The sequence below is a fragment of the Streptomyces sp. NPDC059008 genome, from assembly GCF_042749045.1.
Lineage (GTDB): Bacteria > Actinomycetota > Actinomycetes > Streptomycetales > Streptomycetaceae > Streptomyces.
This window is the reverse complement of sequence record NZ_JBHYJC010000008.1, coordinates 170,236-185,421: the sequence shown is the minus strand read 5'-3', so window position 1 is coordinate 185,421 and position 15,186 is coordinate 170,236. Positions and strand designations below refer to the sequence as shown.

Sequence of the window (15,186 nt, the reverse complement as noted above, 5' to 3'; positions counted from 1 at the left end):
GTGGTCCCGACCGCGAAACGGATTCCGCGGGCGGCTTCCTCAGGGCGTGTCGTCCAGCGGCCCGCCGCACGCCTCCTCGAAGAAGTCGAGATTCTCCTGGAGCGACTTCAGCAACCGGTCCCGCTCCGCCTCGTCGACCTGTACGGGCGTGACGTCGCGGCCGCCGGTGATCCGGCGGAAGCCGCCCCGGCTCTCCAGCCGCCCGCTGACCCTGATCGGCAGTCCCACCAGGTGCGCGTGCCCGGCGATCCGGTAGTCCTCCTCCCCCAGCGAGACCCGCACCTGCCCCACGTCGGCGCCGGTGATCACCCGCAGCCGCACCGTACCGGGGCCCCCGGGCCGCTCCCTGCGCAGCCGTACGACCGCGCCGGTCACCCGTACCGGCAGCGACGGCTCGTCGCGCACATAGCGCTGGGCCGCCTGCTGGAGCGCGGGCAGGTCGCCGGGCGAGAACTCCACCGGTTCGGGGCGAGCCGGGCAGCCGGCCGGGGCGCCGGCGGCCGGTGACCACTCGACCGCGATCCGCACCCCCTCCGCATCGCGGACCAGCGCGATCAGCGCCTGGGCCAGCTCATGGCAGACGCCCAGCTCGACGGCCGCGTCGAAGGCCTCCATGCCGCCGGTGGCACGCTGGTAGTCGGTGGCGTCGCGGGCCGCGTGCAGGGCCCGCTGCAGCCCGGTGACCGCGCCGCGCCCGCCGCGCACCGGGACGAACGCGGTCAGCCGGCGCCCGCCGGCCGCCGGGCCGACCAGCACCTCGCCCATGAACCCCTCGGCCTGCCGCTTGTGCCGGGCGCCGTAGTAGCCGGCCCGGCCGTACGTGCCCAGCGCCCCGGCGATCAGCATCGAGCGGGCGGCGCCGCGCAGCTGCTCCTGGGCCACCCAGTACGCCGCGCCCGAGCCGCCCTCGGGGACCTCGCGCTCCCAGCGCACCTCGTCGCTGGGCACCGCCAGCCCCACCAGCACCTCACGCGCGGAGGGTGCGGCGCTCTGCGCCAGCGCCGCGAGCGCCTCGGCGAGCAGCTCCGCGCTGTCGGGGAAACGGCGGTCGTGCGGCACCAGCAGGCTGGTGCCGCCCATCCCGCCGGGCGGCGTCCACCGGGCGTAGTGGCCCGCGGCGGCGCCCCGGCGGCGCCAGCCGTGCCGGGCCAGCAGCGCGCTGAGCACCGCCGGGTCGAGCAGCGCGGGATCCAACAGCCGCGCGTCGGGTTCATCGGTCGGCCGGTACATCAGGGTCTCCCTCCCGCCCCGACCCGCGTCATGATCTCGCAGAGCGCTCGGTCGTCGAAGATCCGCGTGGTCGGGATCCGCACAGTGGTCCTGCGCCGGCCGGTCACCGGATGACCGGCCAGGTTTGTCCAGTAGCAGCAGTGCCGCAGTTCGAGACGGTCGTGGGAGGCCCGCAGCCAGTCCTGCTGGGTCCGTGGGACCAGCATCACGACGAGGATCTTGTGCACCGATACGGGCGTGCGGGCGAGCTTGGCCAGGTGGTCGTTGTCGAGCGTGAAGGCGAAGGTCGGCCCCGGTGGGCGCGGGGCGGTCTGGTAGGTGCATTTGAGCTGCACCTTGATGGTGACCTCGTCGTCGACGGTGTGGCCCGGCGCGCCATGGCTGACGTGCCAGTCGATTCCGTTGTCCGGGAAGGGCTGCGCCAGCGAGCATCCGGAGGCGGCGGCGACCGCGTGCAAATAGCCCACCTGGAGGGTCTCCATGCAGGCAGTGGTGGCGAGTCCGCCGCGCTGCGGTGTGGTCCGCTGGGGCAGCAGCCCGCCCGGTTCGGGCTGCGCGAGCGTCATCGCTCAGGGCCTTCCGGGCTGGGGGGAACACCCCCGCGGTCGATGCGTCTGGGATGACGGGGAGGCGGCGGATCGCGCGGCCCGTCCCTTTGGTTGTCTCCGCGTCAAGTGGTCCGCAAACAACGACGGTTCGACCACCGCGCGGCTCGGGTATCACCAGCTCGGGTGGTACGCGATGCCATCCCCCGTACAAGCACGAGGAGTTGGGATGATGCCGTGCTGGTATGACGGTCCGCTCGCCGCCTTCGACACCGAGACGACGGGCATCGATGTCGAGCAGGACCGCATCGTCTCCGCGGCCCTGGTGGTCCAGGAGACCCCGCGCTCGACGCCCCGCACCACCCGCTGGCTGATCAACCCCGGCGTGGAGATCCCGGAAGCCGCCACGGCGGTGCACGGACTGACGGCCGACCATCTCGCCCTGCACGGCCGGTGGCCGGCGCCGGTGCTGGAGGAGGTCGCACGCGCCCTGGCCGCGCAGTCGGTGGCCGGCCGCCCGCTGGTGGTGATGAACGCCCCCTTCGATCTGACCCTTCTGGAACGCGAGTTGAAGCGGCATCGCGCCAGCTCGCTCAACGCCTATCTGGGCGCGCATCCGCTGTGCGTCCTCGACCCCCGTGTCCTCGACAAACACCTGGACCGCTACCGCAAGGGGCGCCGCACGCTGACGGATCTGTGCGCGCACTACGAGGTCGAGCTGACCGATGCGCACGAGGCGGCCGCCGACGCGCTGGCCGCACTGCGCGTCGTGCGCGCCCTGGGCCACCGCTTCGCCGACCGGCTGGAGGGCCTGCACCCGGCGGAGCTGCACACCCGCCAGGCGGTCTGGCACGCCGCCCAGGCCCGGGGGCTGCAGGCGTGGTTCGCCCGCACCGGCACCTTCGAGGCGGTCGATCCGCACTGGCCGCTGCGGCCCGAACTCCCGGCCGCCGCCTGATTACGCATCAGAATTCCGCGCTCCGCCCGGCAAAGGCCCACCACCGGACGGGAATTCCGGCCGCGGCATTCCGCCAGCAAAAAACCGGGCCACCTTTTGGTGGCCCGGTTCTTGATCCGGTGGGCGATACTGGGTTCGAACCAGTGACCTCTTCGGTGTGAACGAAGCGCTCTCCCACTGAGCTAATCGCCCGGGTGTCGGCGAGGTTTCCCTCGCGAACGACCTGAACAATACAGGTCGTCCGGGCCTTCCATCAAATTCCTGTCAGCCGCGGGCCAGCCTGGCGGCCAGCCCCCGCCGTCCGGCCCGCATCATCAGCGCGTGATTGGCTACGAACAGCGGGCGCCCCACCAGCGCGAACCGCCGCAGCAGCGGCTTGCGGACCTCGACGTCCTGATCGAATACGGCCCGGGTGCCGCCGCCCGCGGGCGCGACCGTCCAGCGCGCCCAGCCCTCCAGGTCCCCCCGCATCGCGATCTCCAGCAGCCCCGCCTCCGGGTCCCGCACCCGCTCGGTCGCGGTGACCTTCAGGTCGTAGGGCAGCAGCGACCTGAACCGGGCGGTGCCGCTGCGGTCGTCGAGCGCGGTGACCTCGCGGACCTGCGGCCACCACCGGGGGTATGCCTCGGCGTGCGCCAGGGCGGCGTAGACGGCCGCCGGCGGGGCGTCGAGCAGCCATACGCTGCGAAAGCGGTAGTGGTGCAGCCGGCGCGACCAGTCGGGCATGGGCCCAGTGTGCGCCCGGCGGCCGCACGCGCCCAACAACTGCGACGGCCCGGAGACTTGGAAGTCTCCGGGCCGTCGTCCGGGGTGGGCGATACTGGGTTCGAACCAGTGACCTCTTCGGTGTGAACGAAGCGCTCTCCCACTGAGCTAATCGCCCGGGCGCACCGCCAACATTACCCCACGTCGGCGGGCACTCATGACCATGGCCCGGGCCGCCTTGGCGCAGCGCGGCCGAATCAGCGCCAGGTCACTCGGAGACGTTCCAGGGCATCGCGAAGCCGAACTTCCACACATAGACCGCGAGCGCCGCCGCGATGATCACCATGCCGATGGTGGTGAGAATGATGTTGCGGCGCCGCACCTTGGGATCGAGCGCCTTCTGGGCCGCTTCGGTGACCTTCCGCTTGGTCCACCGCAGCACCAGCTGCGCCCAGACGAATTCCGTCGCCCAGATCGCCATACCGCCGAAGATCACCAGCCAGCCGGGACCCGGCAGCGGCAGCATGATCACTCCGGCCACGACCACCGCGAGACCGACGACGAAGACCCCGACCTGCCAGCTCATGTGCAGCGGCCGGGAGCGCTTGATGAAGTGCGGCGCTCGCGATCCGAGTGGTTGCTCGGCCGGCACGGCATCCTCCTCGACGACTCCCGGCCCCCCGTTACTCTGCGTATTCATACTGCCAAACTTACCGGACGGGATCACTCCGCGGAATTACCGCCGGGGACGATCTCGCAATCCGCCGTAAGAGGTACCTGAAACCACTCAAAACCGTCAGAGGGGTTTACAACGGCACCGTAGGTGGCATGTCGATTTCGCCGACGTGCGAATCCCCGAGCGCACACTGAGCGAAAGGCCCTGGCGCTTATGAACACCACGGTCAGCTGCGAGCTGCACCTGCGCCTCGTTGTGTCGAGCGAGTCCTCACTGCCTGTACCCGCGGGCCTGCGGTATGACACGGCCGATCCCTATGCCGTGCATGCCACCTTCCACACCGGAGCCGAGGAGACCGTCGAGTGGGTTTTCGCCCGCGACCTCCTCGCCGAGGGTCTGCACCGACCCACCGGCACCGGAGACGTCCGCGTATGGCCGTCCCGGAGTCACGGGCAGGGCGTTGTCTGCATCGCCCTGAGCTCCCCGGAAGGCGAAGCACTGCTGGAGGCGCCCGCACGGGCCCTCGAGTCGTTCCTCAAAAGGACCGATGCCGCCGTACCGCCCGGTACGGAGCACCGGCATTTCGATCTCGACACCGAGCTCTCCCACATCCTGGCGGAGAGCTGAGACGCGGAGAGGTAACCGAAAGCACTCACCCGCTCACACTTGCGACCGTCCGACTCGGGGAGACGGCGCAGGACCGACAAGTTCATACGGCACACTTCGGCGTCGCCGCCGCGGGCCCACCGCGGAGGCGACGCTGGAGCTTGTTCCAGGCGCTGTGGAACTTGTTCCAGACGCTAGAGTCGGCGACCATTCGGCAACGGCACCGGGCGGCACCCGTCCGGCCTCAGGCGGCCAGGGAGCGGAACCGTGATGATCACCCATGACACCCGGTGCGCGCTGGACGCGGTCGTCGACCTGCTCAACACCGCCCCGGAGGGCGAGGCGCCCGGCGCGCCGGACAGCCTGACCGACCTGGCGAGCCTGGAGGACTTCGTACGGCGCAACGACGTCAGCGGGGTGGGCGCACTGGGCCCCGGCGATCTGGCGGCCGTACGGGCGGTCCGGGCGCGGTTCGCCGAGGTCTTCGCGGCCGAGGACGACCGCACCGCGGCCGAGCGGCTCAACGCGCTGGTCGCCTCGGCGGGCACCACACCGCAGCTGACCGACCACGACGGGTACGACTGGCACGTCCACTACTTCGCGCCGGACGCGTCGGTCGCCGACCATCTGGCCGCGGACGGCGGGATGGCGCTGGCCTTCATCGTCGTCGCCGGAGAGCGCGAGCGGCTGCGGTACTGCGAGGCGCCGGACTGCCGGCACACCTTCGTCGATCTCTCCCGCAACCGCTCCCGGCGCTACTGCGACAGCCGCACCTGCGGAAACCGCCTGCATGTCGCCGCCTACCGGGCGCGGCGACGGGAGGCGGCGGGCTGAGCACCGCCGGGGTCGGGCGGCGGGGCACGGCCGGCCTCACAGGATGAAGAGGTCGTGTACGGCGCCTAGGAGGAGCAGGAAGCCGATGACGGCGAGGAAGAGCATCAGCGGCGGCTGGGACAGCGCGAACAGGCAACCGCGCGGTTCGGCGGACGGGGCGTCGTCTTGGGCGAGGGCGCACTCATCGTTCATCTCGCGCGCATCATGACGCAGATGATCGTCTGACTACGCCCAATAAGCGTCTCAGCAGCGGTAGTTCATCAGATCCCGTGCTTTTTCAGGATCGCTTCGATGTCCGAGAAGTCATCCTTGGGTGCACTGTCCCCGCCCCGCGGAGCCTTCCCCTTGGCGGCCCCGCGCCCCGCGCCGAGGGAGGGTGCGGAGGCGGCAGGCGCCACCGCGTCCGGCTTGGCGGCCGCCGCGGACCTGCGCTCCTTGCGTCCGCCGATCCCGCCCCTGCGGCGCTCGACGCCCCGGCTGATCATGAACAGCACGGCGGAGAGCGCGAGCAGGCCGAAGCCGGCCCAGACCGTGGGCTTGAAGACGATGCCGGTGAGCCAGTCGATGACGCCGGTCATCACCAGCCCGATGGGGATCAGCGAAAAGGCGGCGATGCGGGTCGCGGCCAGGAACCGCTTGCGGTACGCCGTCAGCGCGGCGATGCCCAGGCCCGCCGCCGACACCGCGGCACAGACGGTCGAGGTCAGCATCCGGTCCTCCTGCCGGTGGATGGGCGAGCAGACAGCGCTCTGCTCCCTTCCATCCTGCCTTGTCCGGCCCCCGGTCGGCCATGTTCCGGTACGGCATCAGGGACATCTCGGGGTCACGATCCTCCGCAGGTCCCGGTTCGGCCGGCCGGCGCCGGACTGGAAGACTGGCCCCATGAACGACGCCACCACCTCCGCCCCCGCCCGTCCCGTCCTGGACGTCTGGTGCGAACTGCAGTGCCCGGACTGCCGCACCTCCCTCACGGACCTGCGGGCGCTGCGCGAGCGCTACGGCGACCGGCTGGACATCCGGCTGCGCCACTTCCCCCTGGCGAAGCACCCGCACGCCTATGTGGCCGCGCAGGCCGCCGAGGAGGCCATGGAGCAGGTGCAGGGCTGGCCGTACGTCGAGGCGGTGCTGGCGCGCGCCGAGGAGCTCGGCAAGCGCGGCGAGAAGCTGCTGCTGGAGGTCGCCGGGGAGCTGGGGCTGGACACCGAGGAGCTGGACACCGCGCTGATCGACGGGCGGCATCTGCTGATCGTCGACGCGGACCAGGCCGAGGGCAAGGCCATCGGGGTGACCGGCACCCCGACGTATGTGATCGGCGACGAGCGGTTGGACGGCGGCAAGAGCCAGGAGGGCCTGCGCGCCCGTATCGAGGAGATCGCCGACCGCCTGCTGGCCGAGCAGGGCTAGACCCGGCCGACCCGGATCCCCCGGAGCAGGCCCCACGCCCCCTGCCGGTGGGCTGCCCGTCCGCTCACAGGATCGGCTTCCACAGCAGGTGCGCCGTGGGCCGGTAGCCCAGCGAGTCGTACAGGCCGCGGGCCGGCGTGTTGCCCGCGTAGACGTTCAGGCCGAGGCAGGTGCACCCCGCGGCCAGGCTCTCGCGCTCGGCGACCAGCATCAGGGTGCGGCCGTGGCCGTGCCCGCGGTGGCCGGGCGCCACCTGGACGTCGACGACATAGCCGCCCGGCTGCTCCGGCATCCGCAGCGCGAGCCAGACGCTGCCGACCTCCGTGCCGTCGTGGACGAGGATCCGCAGTGCCTGGTCGGCGGTGGCCGCGCCGTCCGGCAGCAGCGCGCCATGGGCCGCCAGCGAACTCTCCTCGGCGCGGGCCCGGGACATCCCCTGCCCCAGCTGGGTACGGACGTACTCGGCGAGCGCGGCGTCGCGCCAGGCCGGGTACTCCGCCTCGCTCAGCGGCAGGTCGAGGCTGCCCTCGGGCAGGCGGGGCGACCCGGCCAGCGGCTTGCTCATCGTGCGGCTGCGCTCGGTGTAGCCCAGCGCCGCCGCGAGCCGCAGGGCGGCCTCGGCCTCGGCCGGGACGGTCAGCTCGATCTGCCGGCAGCCCCAGCCGCGCAGCACCTCCTCGGCGGCGAGCGCGGCGACGGTGGCGCGGCCGCGGTGCCGGTCCGCCGGGTCGATGTCCAAAGACGCGATCCGGCCGGCCGTCGGCCCGAACCGGGCGTCCGTCGCCAGCCGGATCCCGCCGACCCGGCGGCTGTTGACGCAGACGTCGTACCGACGGGCCCGGCTGCCGTCGTCGTGTCGCTCTTCCGGTCCGGCGGGGCGCAGCGTAGTGGTCACGAGGACTTTCTACTCGCCCCGCGCGGGCCCGTCATCACCGCGGATCGAAGTCGGCGGCGGAGTGCTCGTCGAAGATCCGCATGGCTTCCGCGGTCACCGGGCCCGGAGTGTCGGCCAGTTGGCGGCCGTCGATCCGGGTCACGGCCTGCACGTCGCGCAGGGTGGAGGTCAAGAAGACCTCCTCGGCCCGCTCCAGGGCGTCCAGCGGCAGATCGGTCTCCTTGGCGCCGGCCCAGGCGACGGTCAGGGCGCGGGTGATGCCCGCGAGGCAGCCGGAGTGCAGCGGCGGGGTGTGCAGTTCGCCGTCCAGGACGACGAAGACATTGGAGCCCGTGCCCTCGCAGAGCGCGCCGACGGTGTTGGCGAACAGCGCCTCGGAGGCGCCCCGTTCGCGGGCGCGGGCCAGCGCGACGACGTTCTCGCCGTACGAGGTGGTCTTCAGGCCGGCGAGCGCACCGCGTTCGTTACGGGTCCAGGGGACGGTGACGGCGGCGGTGGTGTCGGGGCGGCGCGCGGTCGCGGAGAGCGCGATGACCAGGGTGGGACCGGCCTCGCCGCGGTCCGAGCCGAGCGGGGAGACACCGCCGGTGTAGGTGATCCGCAGCCGGCCCAGCGCCATCGGGTTGGCGTCGAGGACGGCCGCGCAGCCGCGCCGTACCTCGTCCAGGTCGGGTTCGGGCAGGCCGAGACCGCGGGCGGAGGTGGCCAGGCGCTCCAGATGGCGGGTGAGGGCGAAGGCGCGTCCGTGGTCGGCCTTGATGGTCTCGAAGACGCCGTCGCCGACCGTCAGCCCGTGGTCGAAGACCGAGACCCGGGCGCCCTCGGCGTCCCGCAGTGCCCCGTCGAGCCAGATCCTCATCGCTTTCCTCCACTCACCTCGTGCAGCCCGACGCTACCGCGAGCAGTCGGCCGGCCTTCAACTCCGTCTCGGCCCACTCCCGCTCCGGATCGGAGTCCCAGATGATCCCCGCACCGGCGCCGAAGCGGAGCACCGGTCCGCCGGGCGGGGTGCGGTCCAGCCAGAACGTACGGATGCCGACGGAGAGCTCGCCGGTGCGGCGGTCGGCGTCGACCCAGCCGATGCCTCCGCAGTACGGGCCGCGGGGCGCGGTCTCCAGTTCGTCGATGATCCGCAGCGCGCTGGACTTGGGGGCTCCGGTGACCGACCCGGGCGGGAAGGTGGCCGTCAGCAGGTCCGCCCAGGCGCTCTTCTCGTTGGCCGGGTCCAGCTCCCCGCTCACCGTGGAGACCAGGTGGACCAGGCCGGGGTGCTCCTCGACGGCACACAGTGCCGGGACGGTGACCGATCCGGTGGCGCAGACCCGGCCGAGATCGTTGCGGACCAGGTCCACGATCATCACGTTCTCCGCGCGGTCCTTCTCCGAGAGGTCGGCCGCGGTCCGGCCGGTGCCCTTGATGGGGCCGGAGGAGACGGTGCGGCCGTCGCGCCGCAGATACAGCTCCGGGGAGGCGCCGGCGATCTCGACGCCGTGCTCGGGCAGCCGGATCGTGCCGGCGTACGGGGCCGGGTTGCCACGGGCCAGCACCGCGGAGAGCGCGTCGACGTCGGTGCGGGCGGGGTCGGGCAGCGGCGCGGTCAGCACGCGGCAGAGGTTCACCTGGTAGACGTCGCCGGCCGCGATGTGTTCACGGATGCGCCGTACGCCGCCGGTATAGGCGTCGCGGTCCAGGGAGCTGGTCCAGGCGGTGGGGGCGGGGCCGCACCAGCCGTCGGGGGCGGGCGCGTCCGCGGCCGTGGCGGGGCGTACGTCGGTGAAGCGGGCGCACACCACCGAGCCCTCGAAGTCGGCGGTCACGGCCCACCAGCCAGTGGAGTCCAGGGCCGCGGGATCGCAGGTCACATCCCGCAGGCCGGTGGCTATCAGGCCGCCGAAGCGGGCCATCGGAGCGAAGTCATGCACGTCAGCGAGTCTATGGCGGGGACCGCCGACCCGCCTGTGCCGAGCGAGCAGCGCAGCACGCTGCACAAACGCGTTTTTGTACTGGCCCCGGAATCCGCTAGAGTTCAACACGTCGCCGGGACGCGCAAGCGCCCCGGAGGCGGAGTAGCTCCCCGACGTAGTCTGGGAGAGACACCTGCGGACGTAGCTCAGTTGGTAGAGCACCACCTTGCCAAGGTGGATGTCGCGAGTTCGAGTCTCGTCGTCCGCTCGATGTGGGGGATCTTCCCGAACCCCCTCACTCCTGGTGGAGTGGCCGAGAGGCGAGGCAACGGCCTGCAAAGCCGTCTACACGGGTTCAAATCCCGTCTCCACCTCCAAGGACGATTAGCTCAGCGGGAGAGCGCTTCCCTGACACGGAAGAGGTCACTGGTTCAATCCCAGTATCGTCCACTGGTCCGGCTCCACCGGGCCCCCGCGCGATTAGCTCAGCGGGAGAGCGCTTCCCTGACACGGAAGAGGTCACTGGTTCAATCCCAGTATCGCGCACGCAGCTGCGGATCTTCGTGATCCGCGGTCCCGAGGACGATTAGCTCAGCGGGAGAGCGCTTCCCTGACACGGAAGAGGTCACTGGTTCAATCCCAGTATCGTCCACACTCAAGCCCGAGGGCCGGAGCATCTCGCTCCGGCCCTCGGGCTTTGTGCGGTTTCGTTCAGGACGAGAACAGCATGTGGCCGAAGCTGCGGTGGTGCCCATGATGACCGTGGTGGCCGTGGTGGCCCTGGTGCGGGGCGCCCCAGGCGGGCGCTGCCGGGTAGGCCTGCGGAGCGGGCGGCGGCGGGGCCTGCTGGGTCCACTGCGCCTCAAGACGGGTCAGCGCCTCCAGCTCGCCGTAGTCCAGGAAGATCCCCCGGCAGCCGGCGCACTGCTCGATCTGCACGCCATTGCGCTGGTATGTCTGCATCGGTGCATGGCACTTGGGACACTGCATCGTCGGCTCAACTCCCATCATCTGCTGCCGCCCACGGCGGCGCCGCCCGAACGGTCTCCCGGCGGCGAGGTGTTCACCCTACGACGCGGCCGGCGGGCCCCAACTGCCGCGGCAGGGAAGTCATCCGGGCACAGGCGTCGACGACCGCGGACTCGATCTCGTCCAGGGCGCGGGATGCGGCGGCGGCCTTGGCGACGGCGAGCGCGGCGGTCTGCACGGTCAGGGCGCGGGCGGGTATCTCCAGGTCGGGCCAGGGGTCGCCGTCGGGGCGTACGGCGCGGCCGCCCGCGGCGCGGTAGGCGGCCAGGAAGCGCGCCCAGATGTCCGGTGCGAGCAGGCCGGTGGCGAACCAGGCGGCGGGGCGGGCCAGGTCCCAGGCTCCGTCGCCCAGGCCCAGGTCGTCGATGTCTATCAGGAGCCAGGGGCCGTCCGCGGCCGGGTGGCGGACGAGCTGGCCCAGATGCAGATCGCCGTGGCAGAGGACGCCGGGCTGCGGCGGTGGGGCGGCTCCCCGGGCCCACGGCGGGAGCAGGGACCAGGCGCGGGCCGTGACCGCGGCGGCCGCGGGGAGGTTTCCGGGGCTGGGCACCGGTGTACGGGGCGCGGGGAGCGGGCCGGCGGCGGTCGTCAGGGCGCCGCGCATACGGGCCAGCGCGCGGGCGGCCTTGGCGGGGCCGCGCATCGGCGGGACGGGGCCGGGCAGTTGGCGGGGGTCGACGCCGTGCAGCCGGGCCAGCAGCCGGGCGGCGTCCTCCCAGGGAGCGGCGTCCGGATCGTCGGGCGGGACCGGGCTGCCGTAGGGCCAGTGGGTGACCGCGCGGCCGTCGCCGGTGCGGGTGAGAAGGCCGTCGGGGGCGGTGACCGGGAGCGGGGGCAGCAGGATGCCGTGCAGGAGGGGGTGGGCGGCGATGCGCAGCCGGGCGGCGATGTCGCGCTGGTCGGCGTCGGGGGCGTGGGTCTTGGTGACCGTACGACCGCTGCGGACGACGGTGCCGTCGGGGCGGTCGGCGAGCACCTCGGACGCGGTGGCCGGGGCGCCGGGGCGGCCGGGCGGTGGTGCGGTCATGGTTCCCCTCCCCCGGGGCCGCCGCGGGCCGGATGCGCCGTGGGTGGTGGTGCGAAGGGGTGCGGCCCGGCCTCGGATCGTACGCGCGGTGCGGACGGACCGCGCGGGGCGCAACCGGTCGGGCGGCGGGCCCGGACAGCTCGAAGGCCGGGCATCTCCCCAGATGCCCGGCCGTTCGTGCCGTCCGCCGCACCCCCGTCCCCACGGGGTTTTCGGCCGGAGTCCCCCGTCCCGGGCCGCTCTCCCGGGCCTGGGACGCCGTTCAGCGCCCCAGCATTCCGGCCACGGACGACGCCTGTGTGATGACGGCCTCCCAGCCGCCGAAGACCACGGCGAGAACGATCGCCAGCGGCAGCACCATGGCCACCGCGACGAGGGGATGGCGGGTGCCCGAGGACTGGTGGCCGCCGAGCGTCGAGGCGAACCTGCGCCCCTGCGCCCGAAGCGCCGTCAGTCCTGAGATCCGATCCATCGTCCCGCTCCCGTCGTGTCTGGAGCGGCGGGCGTCTGACCTCGGGGGACGAGTGCTGCGCCCGCCGCTTGGAGACAACACTAGGCACGCGGAGGGCGGAGGGCGTCATGCCGTCGTACCTATTGGTCGGCCTCCGGGAGGATGACGGGACGGCTCCTCGTGTACTCCCCTGGGTGGAGAGAGGGCGCCGGGGCGTTGGGGAGATCCCCCAGGGGGCGCCGCGCATCCCCCGGCCGCGGGCCCTCCCAGGCGGCCTCGGCGTGACCTCTCTCACGTCGTCAGCTCCCCCGCGCGGCACCGTCCGGCCCCCGCGGTGCGCGCTTCCCGCCGGGCTTTCCGCCGCCCGGGACGCCTCCGCGGCGTCCCGCGCCGCCCCGTCCCGCTCACCTTTCACTGCGTCAATCCCCCTTCTGGGAACGATCTTTGAGAGGACGGACGGGAAGTCGGGGCGCGCGGCGGCCGATTCCCTCCCCCGTTCCGAGGATCGCACCCGCCACCGACAATCCGGTCGCCGACGCATGCGCGGCCTATCAGCACAGTGAGCCGTCAATCCGTAAGCTGTGCCACGTCAGACGGTTGGCAGCGGAGGGGTCTTACCCACCGCAGGTAGGGGACGGACATGGCGATGATGCGGCTCCGACGCGAGGACCCGCGTGTCGTCGGGACGTTCCGGCTGCACCGCCGGCTCGGCGCCGGCGGGATGGGTGTGGTCTATCTCGGTTCGGACAAGCGCGGCCAGCGGGTGGCGCTGAAGGTGATCCGGCCGGACCTGGCGGAGGATCAGGAGTTCCGCTCGCGGTTCGCCCGCGAGGTCTCGGCGGCCCGCCGGATCCGCGGCGGCTGCACGGCCCGGCTGGTCGCGGCCGATCTCGACGCCGACCGCCCCTGGTTCGCCACCCAGTACGTACCGGGTCCCTCGCTGCACGACAAGGTCAACGAGGAGGGCCCGCTGTCGCCGGCGCAGGTCGCCTCGATCGGCGCGGCGCTGTCGGAGGGCCTGCTGGCCGTGCACGACGCGGGTGTGGTGCACCGCGACCTGAAGCCGTCCAACATCCTGCTGTCGCCCAAGGGCCCGCGGATCATCGACTTCGGTATCGCCTGGGCGACCGGCGCCAGCACGCTGACGCACGTCGGCACGGCCGTCGGCTCGCCGGGCTTCCTGGCGCCCGAACAGGTCCGCGGGGCCGCCGTGACGCCGGCCACCGACATCTTCGCGCTGGGCGCCACCCTCGCCTACACCTGTACCGCCGACTCCCCGTTCGGGCAGGGAAGTTCGGAGGTCATGCTCTACCGCGTGGTCCACGAGGAGGCGCAGTTGGCCGGGGTGCCGGACGCGCTGGCCCCGCTGCTCGCCTCGTGTCTGGCCAAGGACCCGGCGGACCGCCCCAGCACCCTGTCGCTGTCGCTGCGGCTCAAGGAGATCGCGGCCCGTGAGGCGCACGGTCTGTCCGGCGGTCCTTTGGAGAACGGCGCCGGCGGCGGGCCGGGTTGGGGTCGTACGGAGCGCCGTCCCTCGGACCGCCCGACCGGGCAGCGCGCCGAGGAGTACACACGGCAGCGCACCGAGCGGCGGACGGCCGGTGCGTCGGCGCCGCGTTCGCACCCGTCGCGTCCTTCGGCGCCGCGTGACTCCGCCGCCCGGCCGGCCGCTCCGGCATCGGGCGCGGGGAAGAACCAGCGGACCGGCGGGCGCAACGCGCGGCGGGTGCCGGGAGCACGGCCCACCGGCCGGAACGGTGCGCGGACCCCGGTGCGCACGGGCGCGGGCGGACGCCGGCCCGGCCCCGACCGGCGGCTGCTGCGCCAGCGGGTCATCGTGTTCGTGGTGGTGACGCTGCTGGTGGCGCTCGGTATCGCGGCGGCCCAGGGGTGTCAGGGCCCGGCCCACGCGCTGGGGGTGGAACGGTCGGTTCCGGTCGCGGTGCAGGGGGGCTCGGAGGGGCCCTACGGGGTGGGGGAACAGAACCCTTAGGGGATGTGGGCGCCCCTTGCGGGCCACAACGGGGTGGGGGTGGGGGGTATTCCCGTCGGACGGTCCTTCCTGTCAGACGGCCGGCCCCTCCCACAGGCCGGGCAGCCCTTCCGTCAGGCCGGGCGGCCCGTCGCCACGGCGTAGAACGCCACCGCTGCGGCCGCACCGACGTTGAGCGAGTCCACGCCGTGCGCCATCGGGATGCGGACCCATTCGTCGGCGGCCCGCAGGGCACCGGTGGTCAGCCCGTCGCCCTCCGCGCCCAGCATCAGGGCGGCGCGCTCCAGGGTGTGCGGGGCGGCCTCGTCGATGGCGGTGGCCTGCTCGGCCGGGGTGAGCGCCAGCAGCTTGAAGCCCGCTTCCCGTACGACGGACAGATCGCGGGGCCAGCTCTCCAGACGGGCGTACGGCACGGAGAACACCGCGCCCATGGAGACCTTCACCGAGCGCCGGTAGAGCGGGTCGGCGCAGTCCGGGGAGAGCAGCACCGCGTCCATGCCGAGGGCCGCGGCGCTGCGGAAGATCGCGCCGATGTTGGTGTGGTCGTTGACCGCTTCCATGACCACGATGCGGCGGGAGGCGGCGAGCAGCTCGCCGGCCGCGGGCAGCGGCTTGCGCTGCATGGAGGCCAGCGCCCCGCGGTGCACGTGATAGCCCGTCACCCGTTCGGCGAGGTCGGGGCTGACGGCGTAGACCGGAGCCGGGACCTCGTCGATGACATCGCGCATGACATCGACCCACTTGGCCGAGAGCAGCATGGAGCGCATCTCGTAGCCGGCGTGCCGGGCGCGCCGGATGACCTTCTCGCCCTCGGCGATGAAGAGCCCTTCCGCGGGCTCGCGCCGGCGCCGCAGTTCGACGTCGGTCAGGCCGGTGTAGTCGGCCAGCCGCGGGTCGTCCGGGTCGTCGACGGTGATGATTTCTGCCAC

Annotated in this window: 18 protein-coding genes and 7 tRNA genes; 10 read left to right on the top strand and 15 right to left on the bottom strand. The window is 72.7% G+C overall.

The genetic code is table 11. From position 1 onward, the window contains the following. Positions 1-39: 39 nt before the first annotated feature. Both ACFWZH_RS13535 and ACFWZH_RS13530 read right to left on the bottom strand, forming a co-directional pair. Positions 40-1,230: a hypothetical protein gene (locus tag ACFWZH_RS13535; protein WP_384428969.1), complete on the bottom strand. Its 1,191-nt coding sequence runs from the start codon at positions 1,228-1,230 to the stop codon at positions 40-42. Continuing rightward, the gene (locus ACFWZH_RS13530) at positions 1,230-1,796 is read right to left on the bottom strand and encodes a DUF4365 domain-containing protein (RefSeq protein WP_384428968.1); all 567 of its coding nucleotides are present in this window, start codon (positions 1,794-1,796) and stop codon (positions 1,230-1,232) included. Before ACFWZH_RS13530 ends, ACFWZH_RS13535 begins: the two co-directional genes overlap by 1 nt. A 211-nt stretch (positions 1,797-2,007) precedes the next feature. On the opposite strand from ACFWZH_RS13530, the gene ACFWZH_RS13525 reads away from it, so the two are divergent. Then, complete coding sequence (locus ACFWZH_RS13525) at positions 2,008-2,733, top strand: exonuclease domain-containing protein (protein ID WP_384428965.1); 726 nt, start codon at positions 2,008-2,010, stop codon at positions 2,731-2,733. 120 nt (positions 2,734-2,853) lie between these two features. Here the strand turns inward: ACFWZH_RS13525 and ACFWZH_RS13520 are convergent. The 4 genes from ACFWZH_RS13520 to ACFWZH_RS13505 all read right to left on the bottom strand — a co-directional run bounded on the left by ACFWZH_RS13520 (position 2,854) and on the right by ACFWZH_RS13505 (position 4,138). Further along, a tRNA-Val gene (locus tag ACFWZH_RS13520) sits at positions 2,854-2,925 on the bottom strand. A gap of 72 nt (positions 2,926-2,997) precedes the next feature. Further along, positions 2,998-3,459: an SRPBCC family protein gene (locus ACFWZH_RS13515; protein ID WP_384428962.1), complete on the bottom strand. Its 462-nt coding sequence runs from the start codon at positions 3,457-3,459 to the stop codon at positions 2,998-3,000. Positions 3,460-3,544: 85 nt separating this feature from the next. After that, positions 3,545-3,616, bottom strand: a tRNA-Val gene (locus ACFWZH_RS13510). Positions 3,617-3,706: 90 nt separating this feature from the next. Then, positions 3,707-4,138, bottom strand: coding sequence for a TIGR02611 family protein (locus tag ACFWZH_RS13505; protein WP_384428959.1), 432 nt, complete (start codon positions 4,136-4,138; stop codon positions 3,707-3,709). Positions 4,139-4,327: 189 nt separating this feature from the next. Here ACFWZH_RS13505 and ACFWZH_RS13500 point away from each other — a divergent pair, with 189 nt between their 5' ends. Together ACFWZH_RS13500 and ACFWZH_RS13495 are read left to right on the top strand one after the other, a co-directional pair. Further along, positions 4,328-4,741, top strand: a complete 414-nt coding sequence (locus ACFWZH_RS13500; protein WP_003959770.1) for an SsgA family sporulation/cell division regulator — start codon at positions 4,328-4,330, stop codon at positions 4,739-4,741. Between the two features lie 246 nt (positions 4,742-4,987). Further along, positions 4,988-5,554, top strand: a complete 567-nt coding sequence (locus tag ACFWZH_RS13495; protein WP_384428956.1) for a CGNR zinc finger domain-containing protein — start codon at positions 4,988-4,990, stop codon at positions 5,552-5,554. 36 nt (positions 5,555-5,590) lie between these two features. Here ACFWZH_RS13495 and ACFWZH_RS13490 read toward each other — a convergent pair whose 3' ends face one another. Beyond that, positions 5,591-5,746 carry a hypothetical protein gene (locus ACFWZH_RS13490; RefSeq protein ID WP_384428953.1) on the bottom strand — a complete coding sequence of 52 codons (156 nt, stop codon included), beginning with the start codon at positions 5,744-5,746 and terminating at the stop codon, positions 5,591-5,593. 68 nt (positions 5,747-5,814) lie between these two features. After that, on the bottom strand, positions 5,815-6,264 hold the full coding sequence (locus ACFWZH_RS13485) for a hypothetical protein (RefSeq protein ID WP_384428951.1): 450 nt from the start codon (positions 6,262-6,264) through the stop codon (positions 5,815-5,817). 172 nt (positions 6,265-6,436) lie between these two features. Here ACFWZH_RS13485 and ACFWZH_RS13480 point away from each other — a divergent pair, with 172 nt between their 5' ends. Next, positions 6,437-6,958 carry a DsbA family protein gene (locus ACFWZH_RS13480; RefSeq protein WP_384428948.1) on the top strand — a complete coding sequence of 174 codons (522 nt, stop codon included), beginning with the start codon at positions 6,437-6,439 and terminating at the stop codon, positions 6,956-6,958. A gap of 64 nt (positions 6,959-7,022) precedes the next feature. On the opposite strand, the gene ACFWZH_RS13475 is transcribed toward ACFWZH_RS13480, so the two are convergent. Genes ACFWZH_RS13475 through ACFWZH_RS13465 form a run of 3 tightly spaced genes read right to left on the bottom strand, consistent with a single transcriptional unit; the run spans position 7,023 to position 9,775 of the window. Then, a complete protein-coding gene (locus ACFWZH_RS13475) occupies positions 7,023-7,853 on the bottom strand; it encodes a GNAT family N-acetyltransferase (RefSeq protein WP_384428945.1) in 831 nt (276 codons plus the stop codon). Positions 7,854-7,887: 34 nt separating this feature from the next. Then, positions 7,888-8,712, bottom strand: a complete 825-nt coding sequence (locus ACFWZH_RS13470; protein ID WP_384428942.1) for an aminotransferase class IV — start codon at positions 8,710-8,712, stop codon at positions 7,888-7,890. Positions 8,713-8,725: 13 nt separating this feature from the next. Further along, the gene (locus ACFWZH_RS13465; RefSeq protein WP_384428939.1) at positions 8,726-9,775 is read right to left on the bottom strand and encodes a chorismate-binding protein; all 1,050 of its coding nucleotides are present in this window, start codon (positions 9,773-9,775) and stop codon (positions 8,726-8,728) included. Between the two features lie 177 nt (positions 9,776-9,952). On the opposite strand from ACFWZH_RS13465, the gene ACFWZH_RS13460 reads away from it, so the two are divergent. From ACFWZH_RS13460 to ACFWZH_RS13440, 5 genes are all read left to right on the top strand, one after another. Then, positions 9,953-10,025: transfer RNA gene (locus ACFWZH_RS13460), tRNA-Gly, on the top strand. A 35-nt stretch (positions 10,026-10,060) separates the two neighbouring features. Further along, a tRNA-Cys gene (locus ACFWZH_RS13455) sits at positions 10,061-10,134 on the top strand. A gap of 1 nt (position 10,135) precedes the next feature. After that, a tRNA-Val gene (locus ACFWZH_RS13450) sits at positions 10,136-10,207 on the top strand. Positions 10,208-10,231: 24 nt separating this feature from the next. Next, positions 10,232-10,303: transfer RNA gene (locus ACFWZH_RS13445), tRNA-Val, on the top strand. 34 nt (positions 10,304-10,337) lie between these two features. Further along, positions 10,338-10,409: transfer RNA gene (locus ACFWZH_RS13440), tRNA-Val, on the top strand. A gap of 59 nt (positions 10,410-10,468) precedes the next feature. Here the strand turns inward: ACFWZH_RS13440 and ACFWZH_RS13435 are convergent. The 3 genes from ACFWZH_RS13435 to ACFWZH_RS13425 form a co-directional block, all read right to left on the bottom strand. Continuing rightward, positions 10,469-10,747, bottom strand: coding sequence for a zf-TFIIB domain-containing protein (locus ACFWZH_RS13435; protein ID WP_384428937.1), 279 nt, complete (start codon positions 10,745-10,747; stop codon positions 10,469-10,471). 73 nt (positions 10,748-10,820) lie between these two features. Further along, positions 10,821-11,813: a phosphotransferase family protein gene (locus tag ACFWZH_RS13430; protein ID WP_384428934.1), complete on the bottom strand. Its 993-nt coding sequence runs from the start codon at positions 11,811-11,813 to the stop codon at positions 10,821-10,823. Positions 11,814-12,075: 262 nt separating this feature from the next. Next, positions 12,076-12,285, bottom strand: coding sequence for a hypothetical protein (locus ACFWZH_RS13425; protein WP_384428931.1), 210 nt, complete (start codon positions 12,283-12,285; stop codon positions 12,076-12,078). 619 nt (positions 12,286-12,904) lie between these two features. Here ACFWZH_RS13425 and ACFWZH_RS13420 point away from each other — a divergent pair. Further along, positions 12,905-14,257, top strand: coding sequence for a serine/threonine-protein kinase (locus tag ACFWZH_RS13420; protein WP_384428928.1), 1,353 nt, complete (start codon positions 12,905-12,907; stop codon positions 14,255-14,257). Positions 14,258-14,370: 113 nt separating this feature from the next. Here ACFWZH_RS13420 and ACFWZH_RS13415 read toward each other — a convergent pair whose 3' ends face one another. Beyond that, positions 14,371-15,186, bottom strand: a complete 816-nt coding sequence (locus ACFWZH_RS13415; RefSeq protein ID WP_384428925.1) for a TrmH family RNA methyltransferase — start codon at positions 15,184-15,186, stop codon at positions 14,371-14,373.